Annotated in this window: 13 protein-coding genes; 7 read left to right on the top strand and 6 right to left on the bottom strand. The window is 70.0% G+C overall.

Annotation, left to right across the window (positions count from 1 at the left end; all coding sequences use genetic code 11):
* Positions 1 to 170: 170 nt before the first annotated feature.
* The 4 genes from treS to J7E96_RS03800 all read right to left on the bottom strand — a co-directional run bounded on the left by treS (position 171) and on the right by J7E96_RS03800 (position 6,617).
* Complete coding sequence (gene treS, locus J7E96_RS03815) at positions 171 to 1,892, bottom strand: maltose alpha-D-glucosyltransferase (RefSeq protein ID WP_215127405.1); 1,722 nt, start codon at positions 1,890 to 1,892, stop codon at positions 171 to 173.
* On the bottom strand, positions 1,889 to 3,877 hold the full coding sequence (locus tag J7E96_RS03810; RefSeq protein ID WP_215127403.1) for an alpha-1,4-glucan--maltose-1-phosphate maltosyltransferase: 1,989 nt from the start codon (positions 3,875 to 3,877) through the stop codon (positions 1,889 to 1,891). The genes treS and J7E96_RS03810 overlap by 4 nt, the downstream gene beginning before the upstream one ends.
* A 348-nt stretch (positions 3,878 to 4,225) precedes the next feature.
* Positions 4,226 to 5,434, bottom strand: a complete 1,209-nt coding sequence (locus tag J7E96_RS03805) for a S8 family peptidase (protein WP_215127401.1) — start codon at positions 5,432 to 5,434, stop codon at positions 4,226 to 4,228.
* A gap of 244 nt (positions 5,435 to 5,678) precedes the next feature.
* A complete protein-coding gene (locus tag J7E96_RS03800; RefSeq protein ID WP_215127399.1) occupies positions 5,679 to 6,617 on the bottom strand; it encodes an SDR family oxidoreductase in 939 nt (312 codons plus the stop codon).
* Between the two features lie 127 nt (positions 6,618 to 6,744).
* Between J7E96_RS03800 and J7E96_RS03795 the strand changes: the two genes are divergently transcribed.
* Positions 6,745 to 7,695, top strand: coding sequence for an AraC family transcriptional regulator (locus tag J7E96_RS03795; protein WP_215127398.1), 951 nt, complete (start codon positions 6,745 to 6,747; stop codon positions 7,693 to 7,695).
* 329 nt (positions 7,696 to 8,024) lie between these two features.
* Positions 8,025 to 8,549: a hypothetical protein gene (locus J7E96_RS03790; RefSeq protein ID WP_215127396.1), complete on the top strand. Its 525-nt coding sequence runs from the start codon at positions 8,025 to 8,027 to the stop codon at positions 8,547 to 8,549.
* Positions 8,550 to 8,781: 232 nt separating this feature from the next.
* On the opposite strand, the gene J7E96_RS03785 is transcribed toward J7E96_RS03790, so the two are convergent.
* Positions 8,782 to 9,336: a GNAT family N-acetyltransferase gene (locus J7E96_RS03785; protein ID WP_215127393.1), complete on the bottom strand. Its 555-nt coding sequence runs from the start codon at positions 9,334 to 9,336 to the stop codon at positions 8,782 to 8,784.
* 282 nt (positions 9,337 to 9,618) lie between these two features.
* On the opposite strand from J7E96_RS03785, the gene J7E96_RS03780 reads away from it, so the two are divergent.
* The 5 genes from J7E96_RS03780 (at position 9,619) to glgP (ending at position 18,091) form a co-directional block, all read left to right on the top strand.
* The gene (locus J7E96_RS03780; protein ID WP_251069331.1) at positions 9,619 to 11,097 is read left to right on the top strand and encodes a 4-hydroxyphenylacetate 3-hydroxylase family protein; all 1,479 of its coding nucleotides are present in this window, start codon (positions 9,619 to 9,621) and stop codon (positions 11,095 to 11,097) included.
* Positions 11,094 to 12,518, top strand: coding sequence for an MFS transporter (locus tag J7E96_RS03775; protein ID WP_308295826.1), 1,425 nt, complete (start codon positions 11,094 to 11,096; stop codon positions 12,516 to 12,518). The genes J7E96_RS03780 and J7E96_RS03775 overlap by 4 nt, the downstream gene beginning before the upstream one ends.
* 303 nt (positions 12,519 to 12,821) lie before the next feature.
* On the top strand, positions 12,822 to 14,006 hold the full coding sequence (locus tag J7E96_RS03770) for a monodechloroaminopyrrolnitrin synthase PrnB family protein (RefSeq protein ID WP_215127390.1): 1,185 nt from the start codon (positions 12,822 to 12,824) through the stop codon (positions 14,004 to 14,006).
* A gap of 14 nt (positions 14,007 to 14,020) precedes the next feature.
* The gene (locus J7E96_RS03765; RefSeq protein WP_215127388.1) at positions 14,021 to 15,307 is read left to right on the top strand and encodes a flavin-dependent oxidoreductase; all 1,287 of its coding nucleotides are present in this window, start codon (positions 14,021 to 14,023) and stop codon (positions 15,305 to 15,307) included.
* 138 nt (positions 15,308 to 15,445) lie between these two features.
* Positions 15,446 to 18,091: an alpha-glucan family phosphorylase gene (gene glgP / locus J7E96_RS03760; RefSeq protein ID WP_215127386.1), complete on the top strand. Its 2,646-nt coding sequence runs from the start codon at positions 15,446 to 15,448 to the stop codon at positions 18,089 to 18,091.
* A gap of 80 nt (positions 18,092 to 18,171) precedes the next feature.
* On the opposite strand, the gene J7E96_RS03755 is transcribed toward glgP, so the two are convergent.
* Positions 18,172 to 20,199 carry a M4 family metallopeptidase gene (locus tag J7E96_RS03755; RefSeq protein WP_215127384.1) on the bottom strand — a complete coding sequence of 676 codons (2,028 nt, stop codon included), beginning with the start codon at positions 20,197 to 20,199 and terminating at the stop codon, positions 18,172 to 18,174.
* Positions 20,200 to 20,362: the final 163 nt, after the last annotated feature.

Here is a 20,362-nt window from a genome sequence, read left to right as displayed (position 1 = left end):
ATGCGCAGAGTGTCCCGGATTGCGACCGTAGCTGTCCGGGCGGTGCGTGGGGTTCTCCCCGCAGCCGAAACGCGGGAAGTGTCGGGTCGGGGATCGTCCGTACGGACCCGATATGAGGGGGAGAGTGCCCAGGGCGGGGCGGTGGAAACCGCCCCGCACCGGACGGCACTTCAGACGCGCTTGGCCGGCAGGGGCGCCGGGTCCTTGCGCAGCCGGAACCAATAGAAGCCGTGACCTGCGAGGGTCAGCAGATACGGCCATTCGCCGATGGCCGGGAAGCGCACCCCGCCGATCAGCTCGACCGGATGCCGTCCGTTGAAGGTCTGGAGATCCAGTTCCGTCGGCTGCGGGAAGCGCGAGAAGTTGTGGACGCACAGCACCAGGTCGTCCTTGTACTCGCGCAGGAATGCGATGACCGCAGGGTTGGTCGACGGCAGCTCCGTGTACGAGCCGAGTCCGAAGGCGTGGTTCTGCTTGCGGATCTCGATCATCCGCCGGGTCCAGTGCAGCAGCGAGGAGGGCGAGGTCATCGCCGCTTCGACGTTGGTGACCTGGTACCCGTAGACCGGGTCCATGATCGTGGGGAGGAACAGCCGTCCCGGGTCACAGGACGAGAAGCCGGCGTTGCGGTCGGGCGTCCACTGCATGGGTGTGCGTACGGCGTCCCGGTCGCCCAGCCAGATGTTGTCGCCCATCCCGATCTCGTCGCCGTAGTAGAGGATCGGCGATCCGGGGAGGGACAGGAGCAGAGCCGTGAACAGCTCGATCTGGTTGCGGTCGTTGTCGAGGAGGGGAGCCAGCCGCCGCCGGATGCCGATGTTGGCGCGCATCCGCGGGTCCTTGGCGTACTCCGCGTACATGTAGTCGCGCTCTTCGTCCGTGACCATTTCGAGGGTCAGCTCGTCGTGGTTGCGCAGGAAGATGCCCCACTGGCAGTTGGACGGGATGGCCGGGGTCTTGGCCAGGACTTCCGACACCGGGTAGCGGGATTCACGGCGTACGGCCATGAAGATGCGGGGCATGACGGGGAAGTGGAATGCCATGTGGCACTCGTCACCGCCCTTCTTGAAGTCGCCGAAGTAGTCGACGACGTCTTCCGGCCACTGGTTGGCCTCGGCGAGGATCACGGTGTCGGGGTACGACGCGTCGATCTCGGTCCGTACCCGCTTCAGGAACTCGTGGGTACGGGGAAGGTTCTCGCAGTTCGTGCCCTCCTCCTGGTAGAGGTAGGGGACGGCGTCGAGGCGGAAGCCGTCGATGCCCAGATCCAGCCAGAAGCGCAGGGCCGAGATCATTTCTTCCTGCACGGCCGGGTTCTCGTAGTTGAGATCCGGCTGGTGGGAGAAGAAGCGGTGCCAGAAGTACTGCTTGCGGACCGGGTCGAAGGTCCAGTTGGACGTCTCCGTGTCGACGAAGATGATCCGGGCGTCCTGGTACTGCTTGTCGTCGTCGGCCCAGACGTAGTAGTCGCCGTAGGGCCCGGTGGGATCCGCCCGGGACTCCTGGAACCACGGATGCTGGTCGCTCGTGTGGTTCATGACGAAGTCGATGATGACGCGCATGCCGCGGTGGTGTGCGGCGTCGACGAACTCCACGAAGTCGGCGAGGTCACCGAACTCAGGGAGGACGGACGTGTAGTCGGAGACGTCGTAACCGCCGTCGCGCAGCGGGGACTTGAAGAACGGCGGCAGCCAGAGGCAGTCGACACCGAGCCACTGGAGGTAGTCCAGCTTGGCGGTGATGCCCTTGAGGTCACCGACGCCGTCTCCATTGCTGTCCTGGAAGGAGCGGACGAGCACCTCGTAGAACACGGCGCGTTTGAACCACTCCGGATCGCGGTCCTTGGCGGGAGTGTCCTCGAAAGTGTCGTGGACGGGCTCGTTGACGATCATGATGTGGGTGACCCTCCGATCGGCGGGGACGGTCGCAGGACGACGATGTGCGCGGGCGTACGGCCCGGCTCGAGGCGCACATAGTTGGCCCTGCCCCAGTGGTAGGTCTCGCCGGTGAGCTCGTCGCGCACCGGGACGGAATCGGACCATTCGAGGCCGAGTTCCGGCATGTCCAACGAAACCGTGGCCTCCTGGGTGTGGTGCGGGTCGAGGTTGACGACCACCACAACGATGTTCGAACCCGAACGCTTCGAGTACGCGATGACGGAGTCGTTGTCGGCATGGTGGAAGTGCAGGTCACGGAGTTGCTGGAGCGCCGGATGGCGGCGGCGCACGCGGTTGAGAGTGGTGATCAGCGGGGCGATCGAGCGGCCCTCGCGCTCGGCCGACTCCCAGTCGCGCGGCCGCAGTTGGTACTTCTCCGAGTCGAGGTACTCCTCGCTGCCCGGCTTGGCGGGCGTGTTCTCGCACAGCTCGTAGCCCGCGTACACGCCCCAGGACGGCGCCAGCGTGGCGGCGAGCACGGCGCGTACCTCGAAGGCGGGACGGCCGCCCTGCTGGAGGTAGGCGGGCAGGATGTCCGGGGTGTTCACGAAGAAGTTCGGGCGCATGTAGGAAGCGGCGTCGCCGGTGAGCTCCGTGAGGTACTCGGTCAGTTCGTGCTTGGTGTTGCGCCAGGTGAAGTACGTGTACGACTGCTGGAAGCCGATCGCGCCGAGGGTGTGCATCATCGCGGGGCGGGTGAAGGCCTCGGCGAGGAAGATGACGTCGGGGTCGGTGCGGTTGATGTCCGCGATGACCTTCTCCCAGAAGACGACCGGCTTGGTGTGCGGGTTGTCGACGCGGAAGATCCGTACCCCGTGATCCATCCACAGCCGCAGCACTCTGAGCGTTTCCTTGACCAGGCCCGGCATGTCGGCGTCGAACGCGATCGGGTAGATGTCCTGGTACTTCTTCGGCGGGTTCTCGGCGTACGCGATCGAGCCGTCGGCGCGGTGGTGGAACCACTCGGGGTGCTCGGTGACCCACGGGTGGTCCGGCGAGCACTGCAGCGCGAAGTCCAGCGCGATCTCCATGCGCAGGTCGTGGGCGCGCGCGACGAAGGCGTCGAAGTCCTTGAACGTACCGAGGTCGGGGTGGATCGCGTCGTGGCCGCCGGCCGCCGAGCCGATCGCCCACGGCACACCGACGTCCTTGGCGGACGCCGACAGCGTGTTGTTGGGGCCCTTGCGATGGGTGGTGCCGATGGGGTGGATGGGCGGCAGGTACACCACGTCGAAGCCCATCGCGGCGACGGCGGGCAGCCGCTCGGCGGCCGTCTTGAACGTTCCGCCCTTCTGCCGCCCCCTCTTGTCGGTACGAACGCCCTCCGAACGCGGGAAGAACTCGTACCAGCTGCCGTACAGCGCACGCTCACGCTCGACCAGCAGCGGCATCTCGGGCGACGAGGTGACCAGCTCGCGCAGCGGGTGGCGGCCGAGTGCGGCCTCCGCTTCCGGGTCGAGCGCGGCGGCCAGCCGGACGGCCGGGGGCCTCTTGGTGTCGCGCAGCGCGTCGACGGCGGCCAGGACGGCCTCGCGGCCGTCCTTCTTCGGTACGCCGGACGCGGCGCGCTCGTACAGCTCCGCACCCTCCGCGAGTACGAGTTCGGTGTCCTGGCCCGCCGGGATCTTGATCCGGGCGCTGTGGCGCCAGGTGGCCACGGGGTCCGACCAGGCCTCCACGGCGTACGTCCACTGCCCCTCGGCGAGAGGCGTCACGCGCGCCCCCCACCGGTCGGTGCCCGGCGCGAGCTCGCGCATCGGGGTCCAGGGGCCCTCCCGGCCCGCCGGGTCACGCAGGACGACATTGGCGGCGACGGCGTCGTGGCCCTCGCGGAAGACGGTGGCGGTGACTTCGAACGTCTCACCGGCCACCGCCTTCGCCGGCCTTCTGCCGCAGTCGACGGCGGGACGTACGTCCAGGACAGGGATGCGACCGATCATTGGCTCACCTGGGGGCTGTGCGGCCGCGGAGGAGAGCGGCTCGCGTTCGGGGGCTTTCTTGGGGTCTGTCCTTTTTATCTGCTCCGTTGGCGACTGGCGGGGTGCGGGCATCACCGCTCCTGTCCACGTTCACTCGGGTGGACCGACTTGGACGGACTTGGGACGCGTGGGGGGTGCGTAACGTGCGTACCGGAGGAGCCTTCCCTCGTACGTCGGGTGCGCAATCCGGGGCTTTGTTAACTACTGCCGCGTAACGGTGGCTAAAAAAATTGGGCCCGGGCGCCATGCGAAACGGCCCCGCCTTTCGGGCGGGGCCGTCCGTTTTCCGGTGTGCGTGGTGCCGCTGGATCAGTTGTTCACCTGGAGCAGGCGGTTCGGCGTGGCGAGACCCGCGCCGGTGACCTTGCCCTGGACCGCCTTCGCGGTCAGCGCCGTGCTCACGGCCGCCGGGGTCGCCGACGCGTGGTCGGCCAGATACAGCGCCGCCGCGCCCGCCACGTGCGGGGTCGCCATGGACGTACCGGATATGGTCTTTGTCGCCGTGTCCCCCGTGCTCCAGGTGGACGAGATCGCCACACCGGGAGCGAACAGGTCGAGGCCCGGGCCCCAGTTCGAGAAGCCCGCGCGCGCGTCATTGACGTCGGTCGCGCCGACCGTGACCGCTTCCGCGACGCGGGCGGGCGAGTACAGGTTCGCCGGCAGCCCGTCGTTGCCCGCCGCGACCGCGTACGTGACGCCGGACGCGATCGAGTTGCGTACGGCCGCGTCCAGCTGGGTGTTGGCGTAGCCGCCGAGGCTCATGTTCGCCACGGCGGGCTTCCTGGCGTTCTTGGTGACCCAGTCGATGCCCGCGATCACCTGGGCCGTCGTACCCGAGCCCGCGTTGTCGAGCACGCGTACGCCGACGACCTCGGCCTTCTTCGCGACGCCGTACTGCGCGCCCGCGACGGTGCCGGCCACGTGTGTGCCGTGCCCGTTGCCGTCCTGGGCGATGGCGTCGTTCTCGACGAAGTCCCAGCCGCTGCTCGCCCGGCCGCCGAAGTCCTGGTGGGACGTGCGGATGCCGGTGTCGATGACGTACACCTTCACGCCGCCGCCGGCGCTGTCGGGATAGGTGTACGACTTGTTCAGGGGGAGGCCGGGCTGGTCGAGCCGGTCCAGGCCCCAGGTCGGGTTCGTCTGGGTTTGGTCCAGCGACACCATGGTGTCCTGGACCACGGAGGCGACGTCCGGATCGGCTGCGAGGCGCTTGGCCTGCGCCTCGGTCGCTCTCACCGCGTAACCGTTGAGCGCGGTGCTGTACGTGTGGCGGATGTCCGCCCCGTACCGCTCCGCGAGGTCGCTGCCGGCCTCGGACGGAGCCAGGATTCCGCCCGAGCCCGTCTTCAGCGTGACGATGTAACTGTTGCCGACCGAGCCGGGTGAACCGGCTCCCAGTATTCGCCCCTCGGCGGGAGCGGCCTGCGCGGGCAGCGTGATGGCCGAAAGAACCGCTGCCGTGGTGACAGCGGTGACGGCCCCCGCAAGACGCGGGCGAGTATTTCGCGTTTGTGCCATGTGCTGAGACGCCTCCTCAACTTGGCGCACGTACTGCGGAGTTGGCCCGGCCCTCGCTGCCGGTCCCTCGTGCTGCTGCCACAGACGAAGCCTGTGGGAAGCCTCTCGTGCGCTGTGAAGCACTACAAGACCGCACGTGGGGGCGGAATTGGCCATATCGCCGGTGAGGGCATTGAGGAGGTGATCACTCAGGTCGTTCGCAGGTCGTCCAGAACGAGGAGACCCCGGACCGGAAGACTTCGGGCTAGGAGGCCGCGGCCACGTCGTCCGACCAGATCTGCCACGGCTGCCTGGCCACCCACTCGTCCACCGGCGCCGGCTTCACGGACAGCGCCTCGGCGGAGCTGCCGTCGTCGCCGGCCATCAGCTCGGGGCCCGCGCCGCTCGCCATGTAGTGGTAGATGCCCGCCACACCGGCCGCACCCTCGGGGCCGATGACCTTCGCCAGCCCCTCCTCGAAGACGTGCGGCGGGAGCGCCACGTAGTGCACGTCCCGGCCGAGGCCCTGCGCGAACGCGTCCGCGAGCTCGTCGCCGGTCAGGCTCTGCGAGCCGCCGATGTCCAGCGTGCGGCCGGCGACACCGTCCACGGTCAGCGCCGCGTACACCGCCTCGGCGAGATCCCGGTGGGAGATCCAGGCGGTCCTGATGTCGGCGGGCAGCGGGTAGGCGAGTACGCCGTCCCTCGCCAGCGCCGGGCCGTTCCACGGGCTGAAGAGGTTGTCGAGGTAGACCGGCGGCCGCACCACGACCAGCTCCACCCCGCTCCCGCGCAGGCTCTCCCGCAGCACCGTCTCGGCGAGCCGCCGGGTCTCGAAGGCCGCCACATTGGTGGAGGCCTCGGGGACGCGTGTGTTGGCGTTGTAGACGACCCTGCGCACTCCGGCCCCACGCGCGGCGTCCGCGATGTTCTGCGCGTACGTCCGGACTGTCTCGGTGTCGTACACCAGCGGCATCACGACCGAGGCGTGTGTGGCGCCCTCGAAGAGGTGGCGTACGTCGTCCGGGTTCGCGAGGTCGCCGGCGATGAAAGCGGCTCCGTCGAGCTCGGGGCGTTCGCTGTCGGGCTTGCGGGTCAGTGTGCGGACGCGGTGGTTCCGCTCGGCCAGCAGACGGGCCACCGCGCCACCCTGGAAGCCGGTCGCCCCCACGACCGCGACGCGCATCGAAATCTGATCGGACATGAGTGTGTAGAGCCCTTCGATAGGGTGAGGCTGTTGCCGTGAACGGCCTTTCCAGGCTGACGGTGGGGGCTTCGGCCGATCAATTAACAAACCGGGGCGAGGGTTGAGGGATCGTCCAATGGACGGCATGGAACGTGCAGGCCACGATGGTGAAGACCTGCTCAGCGAGCTGCTGAAGCCCTTGCGTCTCACCGGCGTTTTCGACAGCCGATGGCATGTGAACGCCCCGTGGGCGATCGAGGGCGACGCCGAGCAGAGTTGCGCCGTACTCCACTACATCGTCGAGGGCGGCTGCTGGATCAGCGGTGAGGGCCAGACCCCTCTCGAACTGGACGCCGGCGACCTCGCCGTCTTCCCGACCGGGACCGCGCACCGGCTCTCCGACCGGCCGGACCGGCAGGGTGTGCCGCTGCGGGCCGTGCTTCCCGAGCGGCAGCCCGGTACGTCCGGCGAGATCAGGATCGAGGGCAGCGGGCCCGCGAGCCGGCTGCTGTGCGCCGGGTTGCACTACGACGCGAGCGCCGCCACCGGCCTGTACAAGGCGCTGCCGTGGGCCCTGGTCCTCGACGGCCCGCAGGTCGCCGCCGAGCCGCTGCTCCGGGACACGTTGCGCCTGCTGGCGGCCCCGGACCGGCCCGTCGGGCCGGGCGACCGGCTCATTACGCTACGCGCGTTCGAAATGGCGCTGGTGCTGGCGCTGCGGCCGCTCCTGCGGGATCTGGCGGACAATCCGGCCGCGCTGCCGGTACTTCGCCACCCCGGCATCAGCAGGGCCATGGTGATCATCGCGACCCGGTTCGCGGAGCCGTGGACGATCGAGTCCCTGGCCAAGGAGGTCGGCATGTCGAGGTCGGCCTTCACCGCCGCCTTCCGCAGTCTCGTCGGGGACGCGCCGGCACGGCATCTGACGGGGCGGCGGATGCAGGAGGCGGCGCGGTTGCTGGGGGAGACGACGGTGGCGCAGTCGGCGGTGCCGCAGCGGGTCGGTTACCAGAGCGCTGTGGGCTTCCACCTCGCATTCCGTAAATGGTTCGGGACGACGCCTGGGGAATACCGGATCGCTGCGGGCCTGGCGTAGGGCGTGCCGCTGCGCGCCCTACGGCGCTCACCGCGACACTTCCCCGACCCCTAGCGGCCGAGGGCAACAACAAGTACGTGGGTGCGTATAACCCCTTGCCCGAACCGCCCAGTCCGCAGACGTGAAGGCCGGCGTAAACGAGAAGGCCTCCGCGAGGTAGGAACCTCAGCATTCGGCAGGCAGGCCGTTTCCCTAGCCGCCGAGCAGTCAGTTAAATGCGTCTGAGCGCCGTTTGCTGCGACGCATCTCTGCTGCTGAGTTCACAGCGCCGCCCCGAGGCCATTCAGGTTTCGTGGGTGGCGCTCGCTCTCGCTCTTGAAAGGAGACTCGTGACCAGTCCCGACAGCGCATTCCTCACCCGCGCGTCCGAGGCCGCCTTCGAGCTCGGCGCAGATGGCTACCGCCTGTCCGCAGTGACGATCAGGTCTCGGCATATCGCTTTCACCGACACCGGGACCACACCAGATCCGCCGCTCTACGCAGACGGCGAGCCGCCCCCCGTGCCGGGGCGCGCAGGACGGCGCGAATACGATTGGCAGCCCGCCACCGACGCACCGGCGTGGATGAACATGGCGTGGCTGCTAGAAGACCTGGCCGCCTGGATTGGGCCGATGGCGGAGGAACACGTCACGCTCGTCGGTGTGGAGTCATCGCACCCTCACTGGTGCGATGTGCTGGTTCGCGATGGCGACACGCCGTATCGGGTGCGCATCGCGCTGGCCGGCCGGAGGGACCCGCTGGACTTCCCCGGCATGTATCTGCGCGACCTGTTCTCCGAAGGACGCGCCCGCGACCATCTCGCCCCAGAGACCGAGGAGGGCACGCCCATTGTGGACCTGCGCACGGTGCTCTGAAGCGGTCTTGGACGCACGGCAGTGTCTCGTGACGCAGGGCGTCCGATTCAGGCGTTCGATGCAACAGTGCAGCGCCGCGACGGTACGGAGGAACGGGGCACGGTGGGCGCCTACGCCAACAACACCGGTGGTTCGGGGCCCGGTATGCAGCGCTCAGCTCGGCAGCCGAGCGTTTCTGGTAGTCCTGGTTGCGCCAACGGATGCCTTAACGCGCGAGGCGTCTGCCATGCGCTCAGCGCAGGTCGAGCAGCATCACGTTATGGAGGTCCGCGCCCTCCCACGGCCGTGCCTCGCCGATCTTGCGGTAGCCCCACGTCCGATACGCGGCTGACGCCGCCTTGCTGTCCGGGTGAACGTTGAGCAGCACCCGCTCCGCCTCGACACCGTCGATCAGCGCCTCGTGAAGGCGCCGCGCAACGCCCTGCCCTCGCCACGGTGCGCGTACGGCAAGTTCCATGAGCCCCAATGTCCGGTGCCCGTCCTCGCGGCGCATGTCGGCGGGTACGGGCTCGGTCAGTCGGTCCCACCATTCCGCGTCGGACCCGAGCGAGTGGCCGTATGCCATACCGACCGGCTCACCATCCCCGGTACGGGCCAGGGCGGCGCGAAAGGTGGCTCTGCGTGTCTGGGAGTGGAAGCGCCGGAACGTGGCCGTGACGTCGTCCTCGGTCTCGTTGTACGGCGGTTGTGCGAACGCTTCGGCGTAGACCAGCCTGAACGCGTCCTCGGCACGCTCGGCGGCCGGCCCGTCCATGCGCTCAACGGTGACGGTTCCCTGCTGCGTCATGTGGTGCCCCTTCGGACGGTCTCGTGTACCCGGCCGCCTGCCGTAACTGCGCCAGTCTGCTCACGAACCCGCCTGCCCGCCTTGCGACTTCGGTTTTTCTCTCACCATAGTCCGCCAAAACGTCCGGCCCGCTGTGCCGGCCGATGACGGAACAGCCCCGCAGGGCCCGCCGCGCGCTCGCCGACTGGCCGGTTCATAAGGACCGGTGGACGGGTGTTCATTGCCCGGGCGGGCGCGGCGAGACAGGCTCGGCAGCGGCAGTGCCGTTCCGCATGAGGAGAAATGGTGACGAGGTCCGGTCAGGATTATCTGGAATCGCTGCGAGACGGCCGAGAGGTGTGGCTGGACGGCGAGCGCGTCAAGGACGTCACCCGGCACCCGGCTTTCCGCAACACCGCGGGATCCATCGCCAGTCTCTTCGACCTCGCCCACGACTCGGAGCACTCGTCCGTGCTCACCTCGGACGGTGTGCACCGGGCGTACGCCATCCCGCGATCGTACGAGGACCTGGTCGCCCGGCGCCAGGCGTACAAGGTGTGGGCGGAAGCCAGCTTCGGCTTCCTCGGCCGTACGCCCGACTACATGGCCGGCGGCGCCGCCGGATTCGCCGCGCTCCCGCAGGTCTTCACCACGGAGTCGTTCGACGGAGCGGCGAACGCGCTCGCCTATCACCGGCGGCTCGCCGACGGCGACCTCTATCCGACGTTCACCATCACCAATCCGCAGATCGACCGCACCAAGTCCGCCTCCGAGCAGGAGGAGGACGACCTAGTGGTCCGCGTCGTCGCGGAGCGGGACGGCGGGATCGTCGTACGCGGCGCCAAGATGATCGGCACCGGCGCTGTCTTCGGCAACGAGGTCATCGTCGGGACGATCGAGCCGCTCGCCCCGCAGGACATCGAGCACGCCGTCTGCTTCTCCGTGCCGATCGACACCCCGGGGCTCAAGTTCCTCTCGCGTACGTCGTACGAGGCGCAGGCGCGCAGCGTCTTCGACAACCCGCTCTCCTCCCGGTTCGATGAGAATGACGCCCTGCTCGTCTGCGAAGACGTCTTCGTGCCGTGGGAGAACGTCCTCGCCTACCGCAACGTCGACGCCAGCTTCAAGATGTGGTGGCAGACCCCGGCGTACGTCAACTTCGTGCACCAGGCGGCGACCCGGTTCTGGACGAAGCTGGAATTCCTCACCGGGCTCGCCATCCTCATGACCAAGGCCAACAACACCTACAAACTGCCGCCCGTCACCCAGGCCATCGGCCGGCTGATGGGCAAGGTCGCGCAGGCCAAGGCCTTTGTGCTGGCCGCGGAGGCGTCGTACGAGAACGTCGAGGACGGGCAGGGCGTCAAGCCCGGCAAGGAGATCTCCTTCGCGCAGCGCATCATGGCCGGCGAGCTCTACCCGCAGGCCGTGCAGGAGATCAAGATGCTCGCGGGCGGCGGCGTCATCCAGCTGCCCGCCTCCGCCGAGGACCTGCTGCACCCGGAGCTCGGGCCGCTCGTGAGGAAGTACATCCGCTCGCCCGGACACCCCGCCGAGGACCGGATCAAGCTGCTGAAGCTGGCCTGGGACGCGCTCGGTTCGGAGTTCGCCGGACGGCACGAGCAGTACGAGCGCTTCTATCACGGCGCCCCGCACATCTACCTGATGCAGCAGGCATGGGAGGGCGACACCGGAGCGTGCGAGTCGCTCGCGCAGGCCTGTCTCGACGGCTACACGCTGGGGGCGGGCGGGACGGGCGGCGAGGAGCGCTCGGCGCTGTGAACCGCTCTCCGAAAGCCGCGCTCGCCCTGCTCGCCTCCACCCAGCTGCTGCTCATCATGGACACCGCGATCATCAACGTCGCGCTGCCCTCCATCGGTGAGGATCTGGGCTCGGGCTCGGCGGGACTGTCGTGGGTGGCCAACGCCTATCTCATCACCTTCGGCGGGTTGTTGCTGCTCGGTGGGCGTACCGCCGATCTGCTCGGCCACCGGCGGCTGTTCGTCGCCGGGCTCGGTGTGCTCGCCGCCGCTTCCGCCGTCGGCGGGCTCGCGCAGAGCTCCGGCGCGCTCGTCGCCGCCCGCGCCGTCCAGGGCGTGGGCGCGGCGCTGGCCGCGGCCGCCGCGTTCGCGCTGCTGCTGATCCTGTTCCCGGACGGGCCCGGGCGGCACAAGGCGCTCGGCGCGTTCGCCGCGATGGGCGGGCTCGGCGGCGTACTGGGAACCGTCTTCGGCGGGGTGCTGACCGACCTGCTCGGCTGGCGCTCCACCTTCTGGCTCAATGTGCTCGTCGGGCTGCTGCTCGGCGTACTCGCCCTGCGCCTCCTCGACGGCGGTACGCGCTCCGCCGAGCGCGGCTTCGACCTCGGCGGCGCGCTCACCGCGACCGGCGGGCTCGGGCTGATCGCGTACGCCCTCGTCGGCGCCGGGGATGCGGGCTGGACCAGCGGGCGCACGCTCGCCGCCGGCGGCGCCGGACTGGTGCTGCTCGCCGCCTTCGCCGTACTCGAAGGAAAGATCGCCCGGCCGCTGGTGCCGCCCGCCGTGCTGCGGCGGCCCGCCCTGCGGCTCGCCAATGTGCTGAGCGCGCTCGCCCAGATGGCGCTCTTCCCGATGTTCTTCCTGGTGAGCCTCTACCTCCAGAGCGTGCTCGGTTACTCGCCGCTCGTCGGCGGGCTCGGCCTGCTGCCCCTGTCGATCGTCGTCGTTCTCACCGCGCCCCAGAGCGGGCGCCTCATCGCCAGGCTCGGACTGCGCGCCACGATGATGCTCGGCTTCGGGCTGCTCTTCGCCGGTACGGCCTGGCTGGCCCTCGCGCTCGCCGCCGAAGGCACCTTCTTCACCACCGTCCTGGCCCCGAGCCTCGTGCTCGGCGTCGCCCTGCCGCTGGTCATGGTCACCACCAACGTCGCCGCGACCGCCGACGCGTCGCCCGAGGAGACGGGGCTCGCCTCCGGGCTCATCAACACCAGCCAGCAGTTCGGCTCGGTGCTCGGCCTCGCCGTCCTGGTCGCCGTCGCCACCACCGTCACGGACGCGTCCACCAGCGCCGCCGCCACCGCCGAGACCGCGGGCTTCAGGGCCGCGCTGCTCGTCGGCGCCGTCTTCGCGGGCGTGGCCGCACTCCTCTGCGCGCGGCTGCGCCTCCCCGCGCCGCCCGAGGTCCCCGCGAGCCACGAGCGGGTGGGGGACGCCGTGAAGTAGGGCTCGGGCGGGCGGCGTTGTGAGGCGCCGCCCGCCCGCGCGCGGCACTTGCCGCGCTCCGGCGCGCCACGGCGTGCCGTACGGCACGGGCTGAACCGCCCGGCGTACGGACGCCCGGGCCACAGAGCCGGCACCGCGCGACGGGACGGCCACAAACCGCCGCCGCGATCGATCCGGGGCCGCCACCACGGACCGCACCACCGCACTGCGAACACTTCCGCCGCGCCCACACCGCGGCGGACCCACGCCGTCGGCCGCACCGCATGGCATCCACCGCATCCCATTGCCCGAGGGGGGCATCCCATGACCACGCACCTCACGCATCTCACGCGCGTCCCGGATCTCACGCGCCTGAACAACAACATCGCCGACTTTGTCGCGCCCGGTCTCGACGCACGCAACGAACCGCGTTACCGGATATCCCAGATACGCCAGGCCGACCCACTGGCCGCCGACCCGCTGCTCGCCGCACTGCCCGCGATGAACCGCGACGCCGACGTCGCCGCGCTCACCGTCTCCCTGCGCACCCTGCTGCCGGACGCGGACATGCTCGCCCGATGGAGCGTCGTCGAGTCGCTCGCCGCCATGCGCGACCTCGGCATGATCCTCGGCTCCCTCAAACGGCACGGCACGGAGCCGCTCGCCGTCGTCCCCGAAGCCCTGCCGGTGCTGGAGGCGCTGGGGCGGCGTACCGACATGGTGCCGCGCGACACCGTGCACCACTACACGACGTGGAACCCCACCGGCGTACGCCAGCGCATGTACACGGGTGAGGAGATGGAGGGCAATCTCCAGGACGCCGTCCGCATGGTCTTCCCCAGCCTCGCCGCCTCGCTCGACACCTGCGCCGCGCTGGCCCGCCTCGAACCGCACGATCCGGGGTTCGCAGTCGCCCTCGACCGCACCGCCCAGCACGTCCAGTCCATGGTCGACTCCATCGACTTCACCGTCGCCAACGTCTCGCCGGTCTTCTTCGCGCAGATCCTGCGCCCGTACTTCGAGGAAATCGGCGTCGCGGGCCGCGACTACCTCGGCCCGGCCGCCGCCCAGGTGCCGCTGTGGCTGGTCGACCTGACGCTGTGGCAGTGCGACCACAGCAGCCCGCAGTACGACGGGTTCCTCGCCGAATCGGTGCAGTACAGCCTGCCGGCCTGGCGCGACTTCTACGCCGTCCACAGCGGCGGCACCTCCGCCGTCTCCAAGCTGGCCGCCGCCCTCGACTGGGAGAGCGCGGACCGGGTTTCCCCGCAGGTGGCCGCCTCCGCCGTCTCCCTCGCCCGCGTACTGCGCATCCTCAAGACCTTCCGGGCCCGTCACATCGGCATCGCGCGCAAGGCGTACAGCGAAGAGGTGCGGCTGTACGACGTGGGCTCCGGCGGCGCCCCGATCGAGCTGCTGCGCTCCGTGCTCGACCTGACGCGGGACAACGAGACCCTGGTGCGCCGCACGACCGAGCGGCACCGCGCCCCGGTCGCCTCAAACGTCTGAAGGGCTGCCCACCGATGACCCACATCCTGATCGCCGGCGGCGGCATAGCCGGGCTCACCGCCGCCCTGAGCCTGCACGCGGCCGGCTTCGGCCGGATCACCGTGGTCGAGGCGGCGCGCGAGATCCAGCCGGTCGGCGCCGGGCTGAACATCATGCCCAACGCCGTGCGCGAACTCGACGCGCTCGGGCTCCTCGGCGTACTCGACCGGCAGGCCGTACGCACCCGCGAGCTGCGCTACTACCACTGCTCCGGCGGCCTGATCTCCCGCGAGGCGCGCGGTCTCGAGGCCGGTTACCGCTGGCCCCAGCTGTCCATCCACCGCGGTCATCTGCAACTGGCGCTGGCCGACGCGGTACGCGAGCGGCTGGGCGCGGACGCCATCGTCGGCGGCGTCCGGGTGACCGGGCTGACCACGCTCGCGGACGGCCGCGCGCACGTGGAGCTGGAGCACCGCGACGGCGGGACCCGCGCGCACTCCGCCCTGGAACCCGACGTACTGATCGGCGCCGACGGCATCCGCTCCACCGTCCGCACCGCACTCGACCCGGGCAGCGCCGAGCCGCCGTGGAACGGCATGCTCGTCTGGCGCGGCACCTCGCGCATGGACGCCGATCGGGCCGGTACGTTCATGTTCATCGCGGGCTCCGACCGGCAGAAGGCCGTCGTCTACCCCATGACCGAACCGGACCCGCAGACCGGGGAAGTGCTCGTCAACTGGGCGCTCGCGATGCCTGCCGAGTCCATCGACGACGCCTCGCGCGGTGACTGGAACCGGCCGGTGCCGATCGGCAAATTCCTGCGCCATTACGAGGGCTGGGAGTTCGACGGCGTCAGCGTCCCGGACGTACTACGAGCCGCCGACCGCGCGTTCGAATACCCCATGGTGGACATCGCCCCCCTGGAGCGCTGGACCCACGGCCGTACGACGCTGATCGGCGACGCCGCCCACGCCATGTACCCGATCGGGTCGAACGGCGCGACGCAGTCCATCGTCGACGCCCGCGCCCTCGCCCACGCCATGGCCCGGCACGCCGACCCGGCCGAGGCACTGGCGGCGTACGAGACGGAACGCCGGCCCGCGATGACCGAACTCCAGCGGGCCAACCGGCGGCTCGGCCCCGAGGTCGTCATCAACCTGGCGCACGAGCGGGCGCCCGGCGGATTCACCGACATCGACGAGGTGATCCCGGCCGAGGAACTGGCGGCCATCTCCGCCCGGTACGCGGTGACCGGGGCGTTCGACCCGGTCACCGTCAACCTGGGATCGCCGTACGACGTCGGCGTGCACGCCCTGCGCTGACCCCCGCGCTGACCCCCCGCGCCCGCAGTGCGCCGTGGCTGCGGGGGGAGGCGTGGCACTACCTTCGTCAGGGAAAGGCCGGACACACACCGCCGTGCGTCCGACCCGGTTCGTATGTCCCCTGCGAAGGTGGAACACGTGAAGGCCATTCGTCGATTCACCGTGCGCCCCGTTCTTCCCGAACCCCTACGACCACTCAGCGACCTCGCCCGCAATCTGCGATGGTCCTGGCACACCGAGACCCGCGAGCTGTTCCAAGCCGTGGACCCCGAAGGCTGGGCAGCCGCTGGGGGTGATCCCGTACGGCTGCTCGGGGCCGTACCTGCCGGGCGGCTGGCCGAGCTGGCCCAGGACCGGCGCTTCCTGCGCAGACTTAACGCCGCCGCAGACGACCTGGACGACTATCTGCGCGGCCGCCGGTGGTACCAGTCGCAGTCCGCGACACCGGAACTGCCCGCCGCCGTCGCCTACTTCTCACCCGAATTCGGAGTCACAGCGGCTCTGCCCCAGTACTCGGGCGGCCTCGGCATCCTCGCCGGGGACCACCTGAAGGCCGCCAGTGACCTGGGCGTACCCCTTATCGGGGTGGGCCTCCTCTACCGGCACGGATACTTCCGGCAGAGCCTGTCCAGGGAAGGCTGGCAACAGGAGCACTATCCCCTCCTTGACCCCAACGAACTCCCCGTCTCCCTCCTCCGGGAGCCCGACGGCACGCCGAGTCAGGTTTCCCTCACCCTGCCCGGAGGGCGGTCCCTGCGGGCCCACATCTGGCAGGCGCGCGTCGGGCGCGTACCGCTGCTGATGCTCGACTCGGACGTCGAGGAGAACGCGGCGGGCGAGCGCGATGTCACCGACCGGCTGTACGGCGGCGGCAGCGAGCACCGGCTGCTCCAGGAGATGCTGCTCGGCATCGGCGGGGTGCGGGCGGTCCGCTCGTACTGCCGCCTGACCGGCCACCCGGCCCCCGAGGTGTTCCACACCAACGAGGGGCACGCCGGCTTCCTCGGCCTGGAGCGGATCCGGGAACTGGCCGGCGAAGGGGTGGAATTCGACCCCGCTCTGGAGTCGGTCCGCGCTGGCACCGTCTTTACGACGCACACACCGGTCCCGGCCGGCATCGACCGCTTCGACCGCGAGCTCGTCGCGCGCCACTTCGGGGACTCCGGCGAACTGCCGGGCGTCGACGTCGGGCGCATCCTCCAGCTCGGCATGGAGACGTACCCGGGCGGCGAGCCGAACCTCTTCAACATGGCGGTGATGGGCCTGCGGCTCGCCCAGCGCGCCAACGGCGTCTCCACCCTCCACGGCGCGGTCAGCCGCCAGATGTTCTCGGGGCTGTGGCCCGGCTTCGACCCCGAGGAAGTACCGATCACCTCGGTCACCAACGGCGTCCACGCGCCGACCTGGGTCGCCCCCGAAGTCATGCGCCTCGGGGCGCGGCAGATCGGTGCGGGCCGCGCCGAGGACGCCCTGTCGGTCGGCTCCCTCGGCGGGTCCGACCGGTGGGACAGCGTCGCCGACATCGCCGACGCCGACATCTGGGACCTGCGGCGCACCCTGCGCGAACAGCTGGTCCAGGAGGTACGGGAGCGCCTGCGCGCATCGTGGCGCCAGCGCGGCGCGGGCGACGCCGAGCTCGGCTGGATCGAGGAGGTGCTGGACCCGGACGTCCTGACGATCGGCTTCGCGCGCCGCGTCCCCTCGTACAAACGCCTCACCCTGATGCTGCGCGACCGCGACCGCCTGATGGACATGCTCCTCCACCCCACCAGGCCGGTCCAGATCGTGGTGGCGGGCAAGGCGCACCCGGCGGACGACGGCGGGAAGCGGCTGGTGCAGGAGCTGGTGCGGTTCGCGGACGACCCGCGCGTACGCCACCGGATCGTCTTCCTGCCCGACTACGGCATGGGCATGGCGAAGAAGCTCTACCCCGGCTGCGACGTCTGGCTGAACAACCCCCTGCGCCCGCTCGAAGCCTGCGGAACGAGCGGCATGAAGGCCGCCCTCAACGGCTGTCTCAATCTGTCGGTGCTCGACGGCTGGTGGGACGAGTGGTTCGAGCCGGACTTCGGCTGGGCGATCCCGACCGCCGACGGCGCGGCGACGGACGAGGACCGCCGGGACGAGCTGGAGGCCAGTGCCCTCTACGAGCTGATCGAGCAGCGCGTCGCGCCGCGCTTCTACGACCGGGGGCGCGGCGGGCTGCCCGACCGATGGATCGAGATGGTCCGTCAGACCTTGGTCAGGCTCGGCCCGAAGGTGCTGGCGGGGCGCATGGTGCGGGAGTACGTCGAGCGGCTGTACGCCCCGGCCGCCGAGGCGCACCGGGCGCTGGTACCGGAGGCGGCCCGCGAGCTGTCGGACTGGAAGGCGAAGGTGCGTGCGGCGTGGCCGCACGTCAGGGTCGACCATGTCGAGGCGCTGGCGGCGACCCCGGTCAACGGCACGGCGGAGCTCGGCTCGACGCTCGGCCTGCGCGTACGCGTGGCGCTCGGCTCCCACCTGACCCCCGACGACGTGGAGGTGCAGGCGGTGGCGGGCCGGGTCGACCCGGACGACGCGATCGGCGAGGCCCAGACCTTCCCGCTGAAACCGGCGGGCGGCCCGGACCTGGAGGGCCGCTGGATGTACGAAGGCCCGCTGGCCCTCGACCGCACCGGCCCCTTCGGCTACACGGTCCGCATACTGCCGTCCCACCGCCTGCTGCCGCACAGCGCGGACCTGGGGTTGGTGGCACTGCCGACGGAGGCGACGGGGGAGGGCGCGGGCGTACTGATGCGCTGACGCGCCGAACCGCCCGCACGCCGAGCGGCCCCGGAGGAACGTGTGTTCCTCCGGGGCCGCTCGATCCGTTCCCGCCGTTACTACGGGAACGTCACCTTGAAGCTGTTGATGTAGCCGGTGTCCTGCGCCGCCACGTCCTGGACCTTCAGCTTCCAGACCCCGTTGGCCGTCTCGGACGACGCGTTCACCGTGTACGTCTCCTTGACGTTGTCCGCGGAGTCCGAGCCGCTGGAGCCCTTCAGCCGGTACGCCGTACCGTCCGGCGCCAGCAGGTCGATGACCAGGTCACCGCGCCACGTGTGAACGATGTCCACGCCCACCTTGAGCGTGCTCGGCGCCGCACCCGTCTTGGTCGAGGTGACCGACGAGGTGACCGCCGCGCCGTTGTCCGGGATCGGGACATCGGTGGTGTTCTCGAACGACGTGCCCGTCCCCGGGTCGCCACCGCCCGGCCGCGTCCCGACGTTGACGCCGGCCCACGCGTCCGCCACGGCCTTGTACTCCGCGCTGGTGGTGCCGTACAGCTCACCGGCGACCGCGAGCGTCCCGGTCCGCGCACCCGCGTAGTTCGTCGACGACCCGAACTTCGTCGTCAGCGCCTTGAACCAGATCTGCGCGGCCTTCTCCCGGCCGATGCCGGTCACCGGCAGCCCGTCGGAGGTCGGCGAGTCGTAGCTGACCCCGTTGACGGTCTTCGGTCCGCTGCCCTCGGAGAGCAGGTAGAACCAGTGGTTCGCCGGACCGGACGAGTAGTGGACGTCGATGCTGCCGATGCCCGAGTACCAGGCGTCCTTCGACGAGCCGTCCCGGCTGGGCTTGTCCATGTAGCGCAGCGGCGTGCCGTTGCCCCGGATGTCGATCTTCTCGCCGACCAGGTAGTCGCCGACGTCCTTGGGGTTGTTGGCGTTGAACTCGACCGCCGCCGCGAAGATGTCGGACGTCGCCTCGTTGAGGCCGCCCGACTCACCGCTGTAGACCAGACCGGCGGTGTTGGAGGTGATGCCGTGCGTCATCTCGTGCGCGGCGACGTCGATCGAGGTCAGCGGCTTGGCGTTGTTCGCACCGTCGCCGTACGTCATGCAGAAGCAGGAGTCCGACCAGAAGGCGTTGACGTACGCGTTGCCGTAGTGGACCCGGGAGTACGCGCCGACGCCGTCACCGCGGATGCCACTGCGGCCGTGCACGTTCTTGAAGTAGTCCCAGGTCAGGCCAGCCCCGTACGCCGCGTCGGCACCCGCCGTCTCCAGGTTCTGCGGGGTACCGTCACCCCAGACGTCGTCCGGGCCCGAGAAGAGGGTGCCGGTGCCCGACGTACCCCTGTTCAGGTTGTACGTCTTGTGGTTGCCGCGCCCGGTGTCGGTGAGGGTGTACGAGGGGGCGGAGCCCACCGTCACCTGGCCGCTGTACTGGGTGTTGCCGGTGCCGTTGTGAATGGCCTGCCACTCGTAGATCTTCTTGCCGGTGGAGGCGTCGGTGACGACGTGCAGCTCGTTCGGGGTGCCGTCGTGCTGGAGGCCGCCGACGACCGTCTCGTACGCGAGTGTGGGCTTGCCCTGCCCCATCCACACCACCTTGCGCGGGGCACGGTCCGCCTCGGTCTTCTTCGACCCCTCGGCCTTCGCGGCGCCCAGCGCCTGCTTCTCCGCGACGGCGGGGGCGACCTCGGCGCTCATGTCGATGGACTTGAGCTGCGCCTTGGAGGCCTTGGTCACGCCCTCCGTCTTGCCCGCCTTGGTCTCGGCGACGATCAAGTCACCGCCGAGGACGGGGAGTCCGTCGTACGTACGCTCGTACCGCGTGTGGGTGGTCCCGTCGCGGTCCTGGACGACGTCGCGTACGGCGAGCTTTTCCTTGGCGCCGAGCCCGAGGTCCTTGGCGGTGGCCGCCTTGGTGGCGTTGGCCTCGCGTATCAACTCCGCACGCTGGGCGGGGGAGAGCTTCGCGGGCAGGGCGCCGGGGTCGGCCTTCCCCGCTGCGACGGTCTTCGGGGCGGCGGCCTGGGGATCGCCGGCCGATGCGGTGCCGGCCTGTACGCCGACGGTGAGCAGTGCTGCGGCTGTGAGCAGCGCGCCGGTCGCGGTGGCACGTCGTCTGGGCGTGGATCTCACGCGAACTCCTTCTGCAAGGGGGGTGGCGGGCGGCTTGGGTGGGCTGCCCGGGCAGAGCCGTGCGGAGCAAGGTGAAGCGCGGAACGGGGGAAGAGTGACAGGGGTGAGGACCCCCTGTCAGGACCGCGTCAAGAAGTTGGCCGGAATTCGTCCGTTGCCCGAA

It is taken from the genome of Streptomyces sp. ISL-96, from assembly GCF_018614035.1.
In the GTDB taxonomy this organism is placed as follows: domain Bacteria; phylum Actinomycetota; class Actinomycetes; order Streptomycetales; family Streptomycetaceae; genus Streptomyces.
This window is presented reverse-complemented; position numbering and strand designations above follow the sequence as displayed.

Excerpts from the sequence above, each read along its gene's own strand:
- J7E96_RS03805 (WP_215127401.1), bottom strand. The coding sequence starts at position 5,434 with ATGGCACAAACGCGAAATACTCGCCCGCGTCTTGCGGGGGCCGTCACC.
- J7E96_RS03795 (WP_215127398.1), top strand. The coding sequence starts at position 6,745 with ATGGAACGTGCAGGCCACGATGGTGAAGACCTGCTCAGCGAGCTGCTG.
- J7E96_RS03765 (WP_215127388.1), top strand. The coding sequence starts at position 14,021 with ATGACCCACATCCTGATCGCCGGCGGCGGCATAGCCGGGCTCACCGCC.
- J7E96_RS03800 (WP_215127399.1), bottom strand. The coding sequence starts at position 6,617 with ATGTCCGATCAGATTTCGATGCGCGTCGCGGTCGTGGGGGCGACCGGC.
- treS (WP_215127405.1), bottom strand. The coding sequence starts at position 1,892 with ATGATCGTCAACGAGCCCGTCCACGACACTTTCGAGGACACTCCCGCC.
- J7E96_RS03810 (WP_215127403.1), bottom strand. The coding sequence starts at position 3,877 with ATGATCGGTCGCATCCCTGTCCTGGACGTACGTCCCGCCGTCGACTGC.
- J7E96_RS03780 (WP_251069331.1), top strand. The coding sequence starts at position 9,619 with ATGGTGACGAGGTCCGGTCAGGATTATCTGGAATCGCTGCGAGACGGC.
- J7E96_RS03770 (WP_215127390.1), top strand. The coding sequence starts at position 12,822 with ATGACCACGCACCTCACGCATCTCACGCGCGTCCCGGATCTCACGCGC.
- J7E96_RS03785 (WP_215127393.1), bottom strand. The coding sequence starts at position 9,336 with ATGACGCAGCAGGGAACCGTCACCGTTGAGCGCATGGACGGGCCGGCC.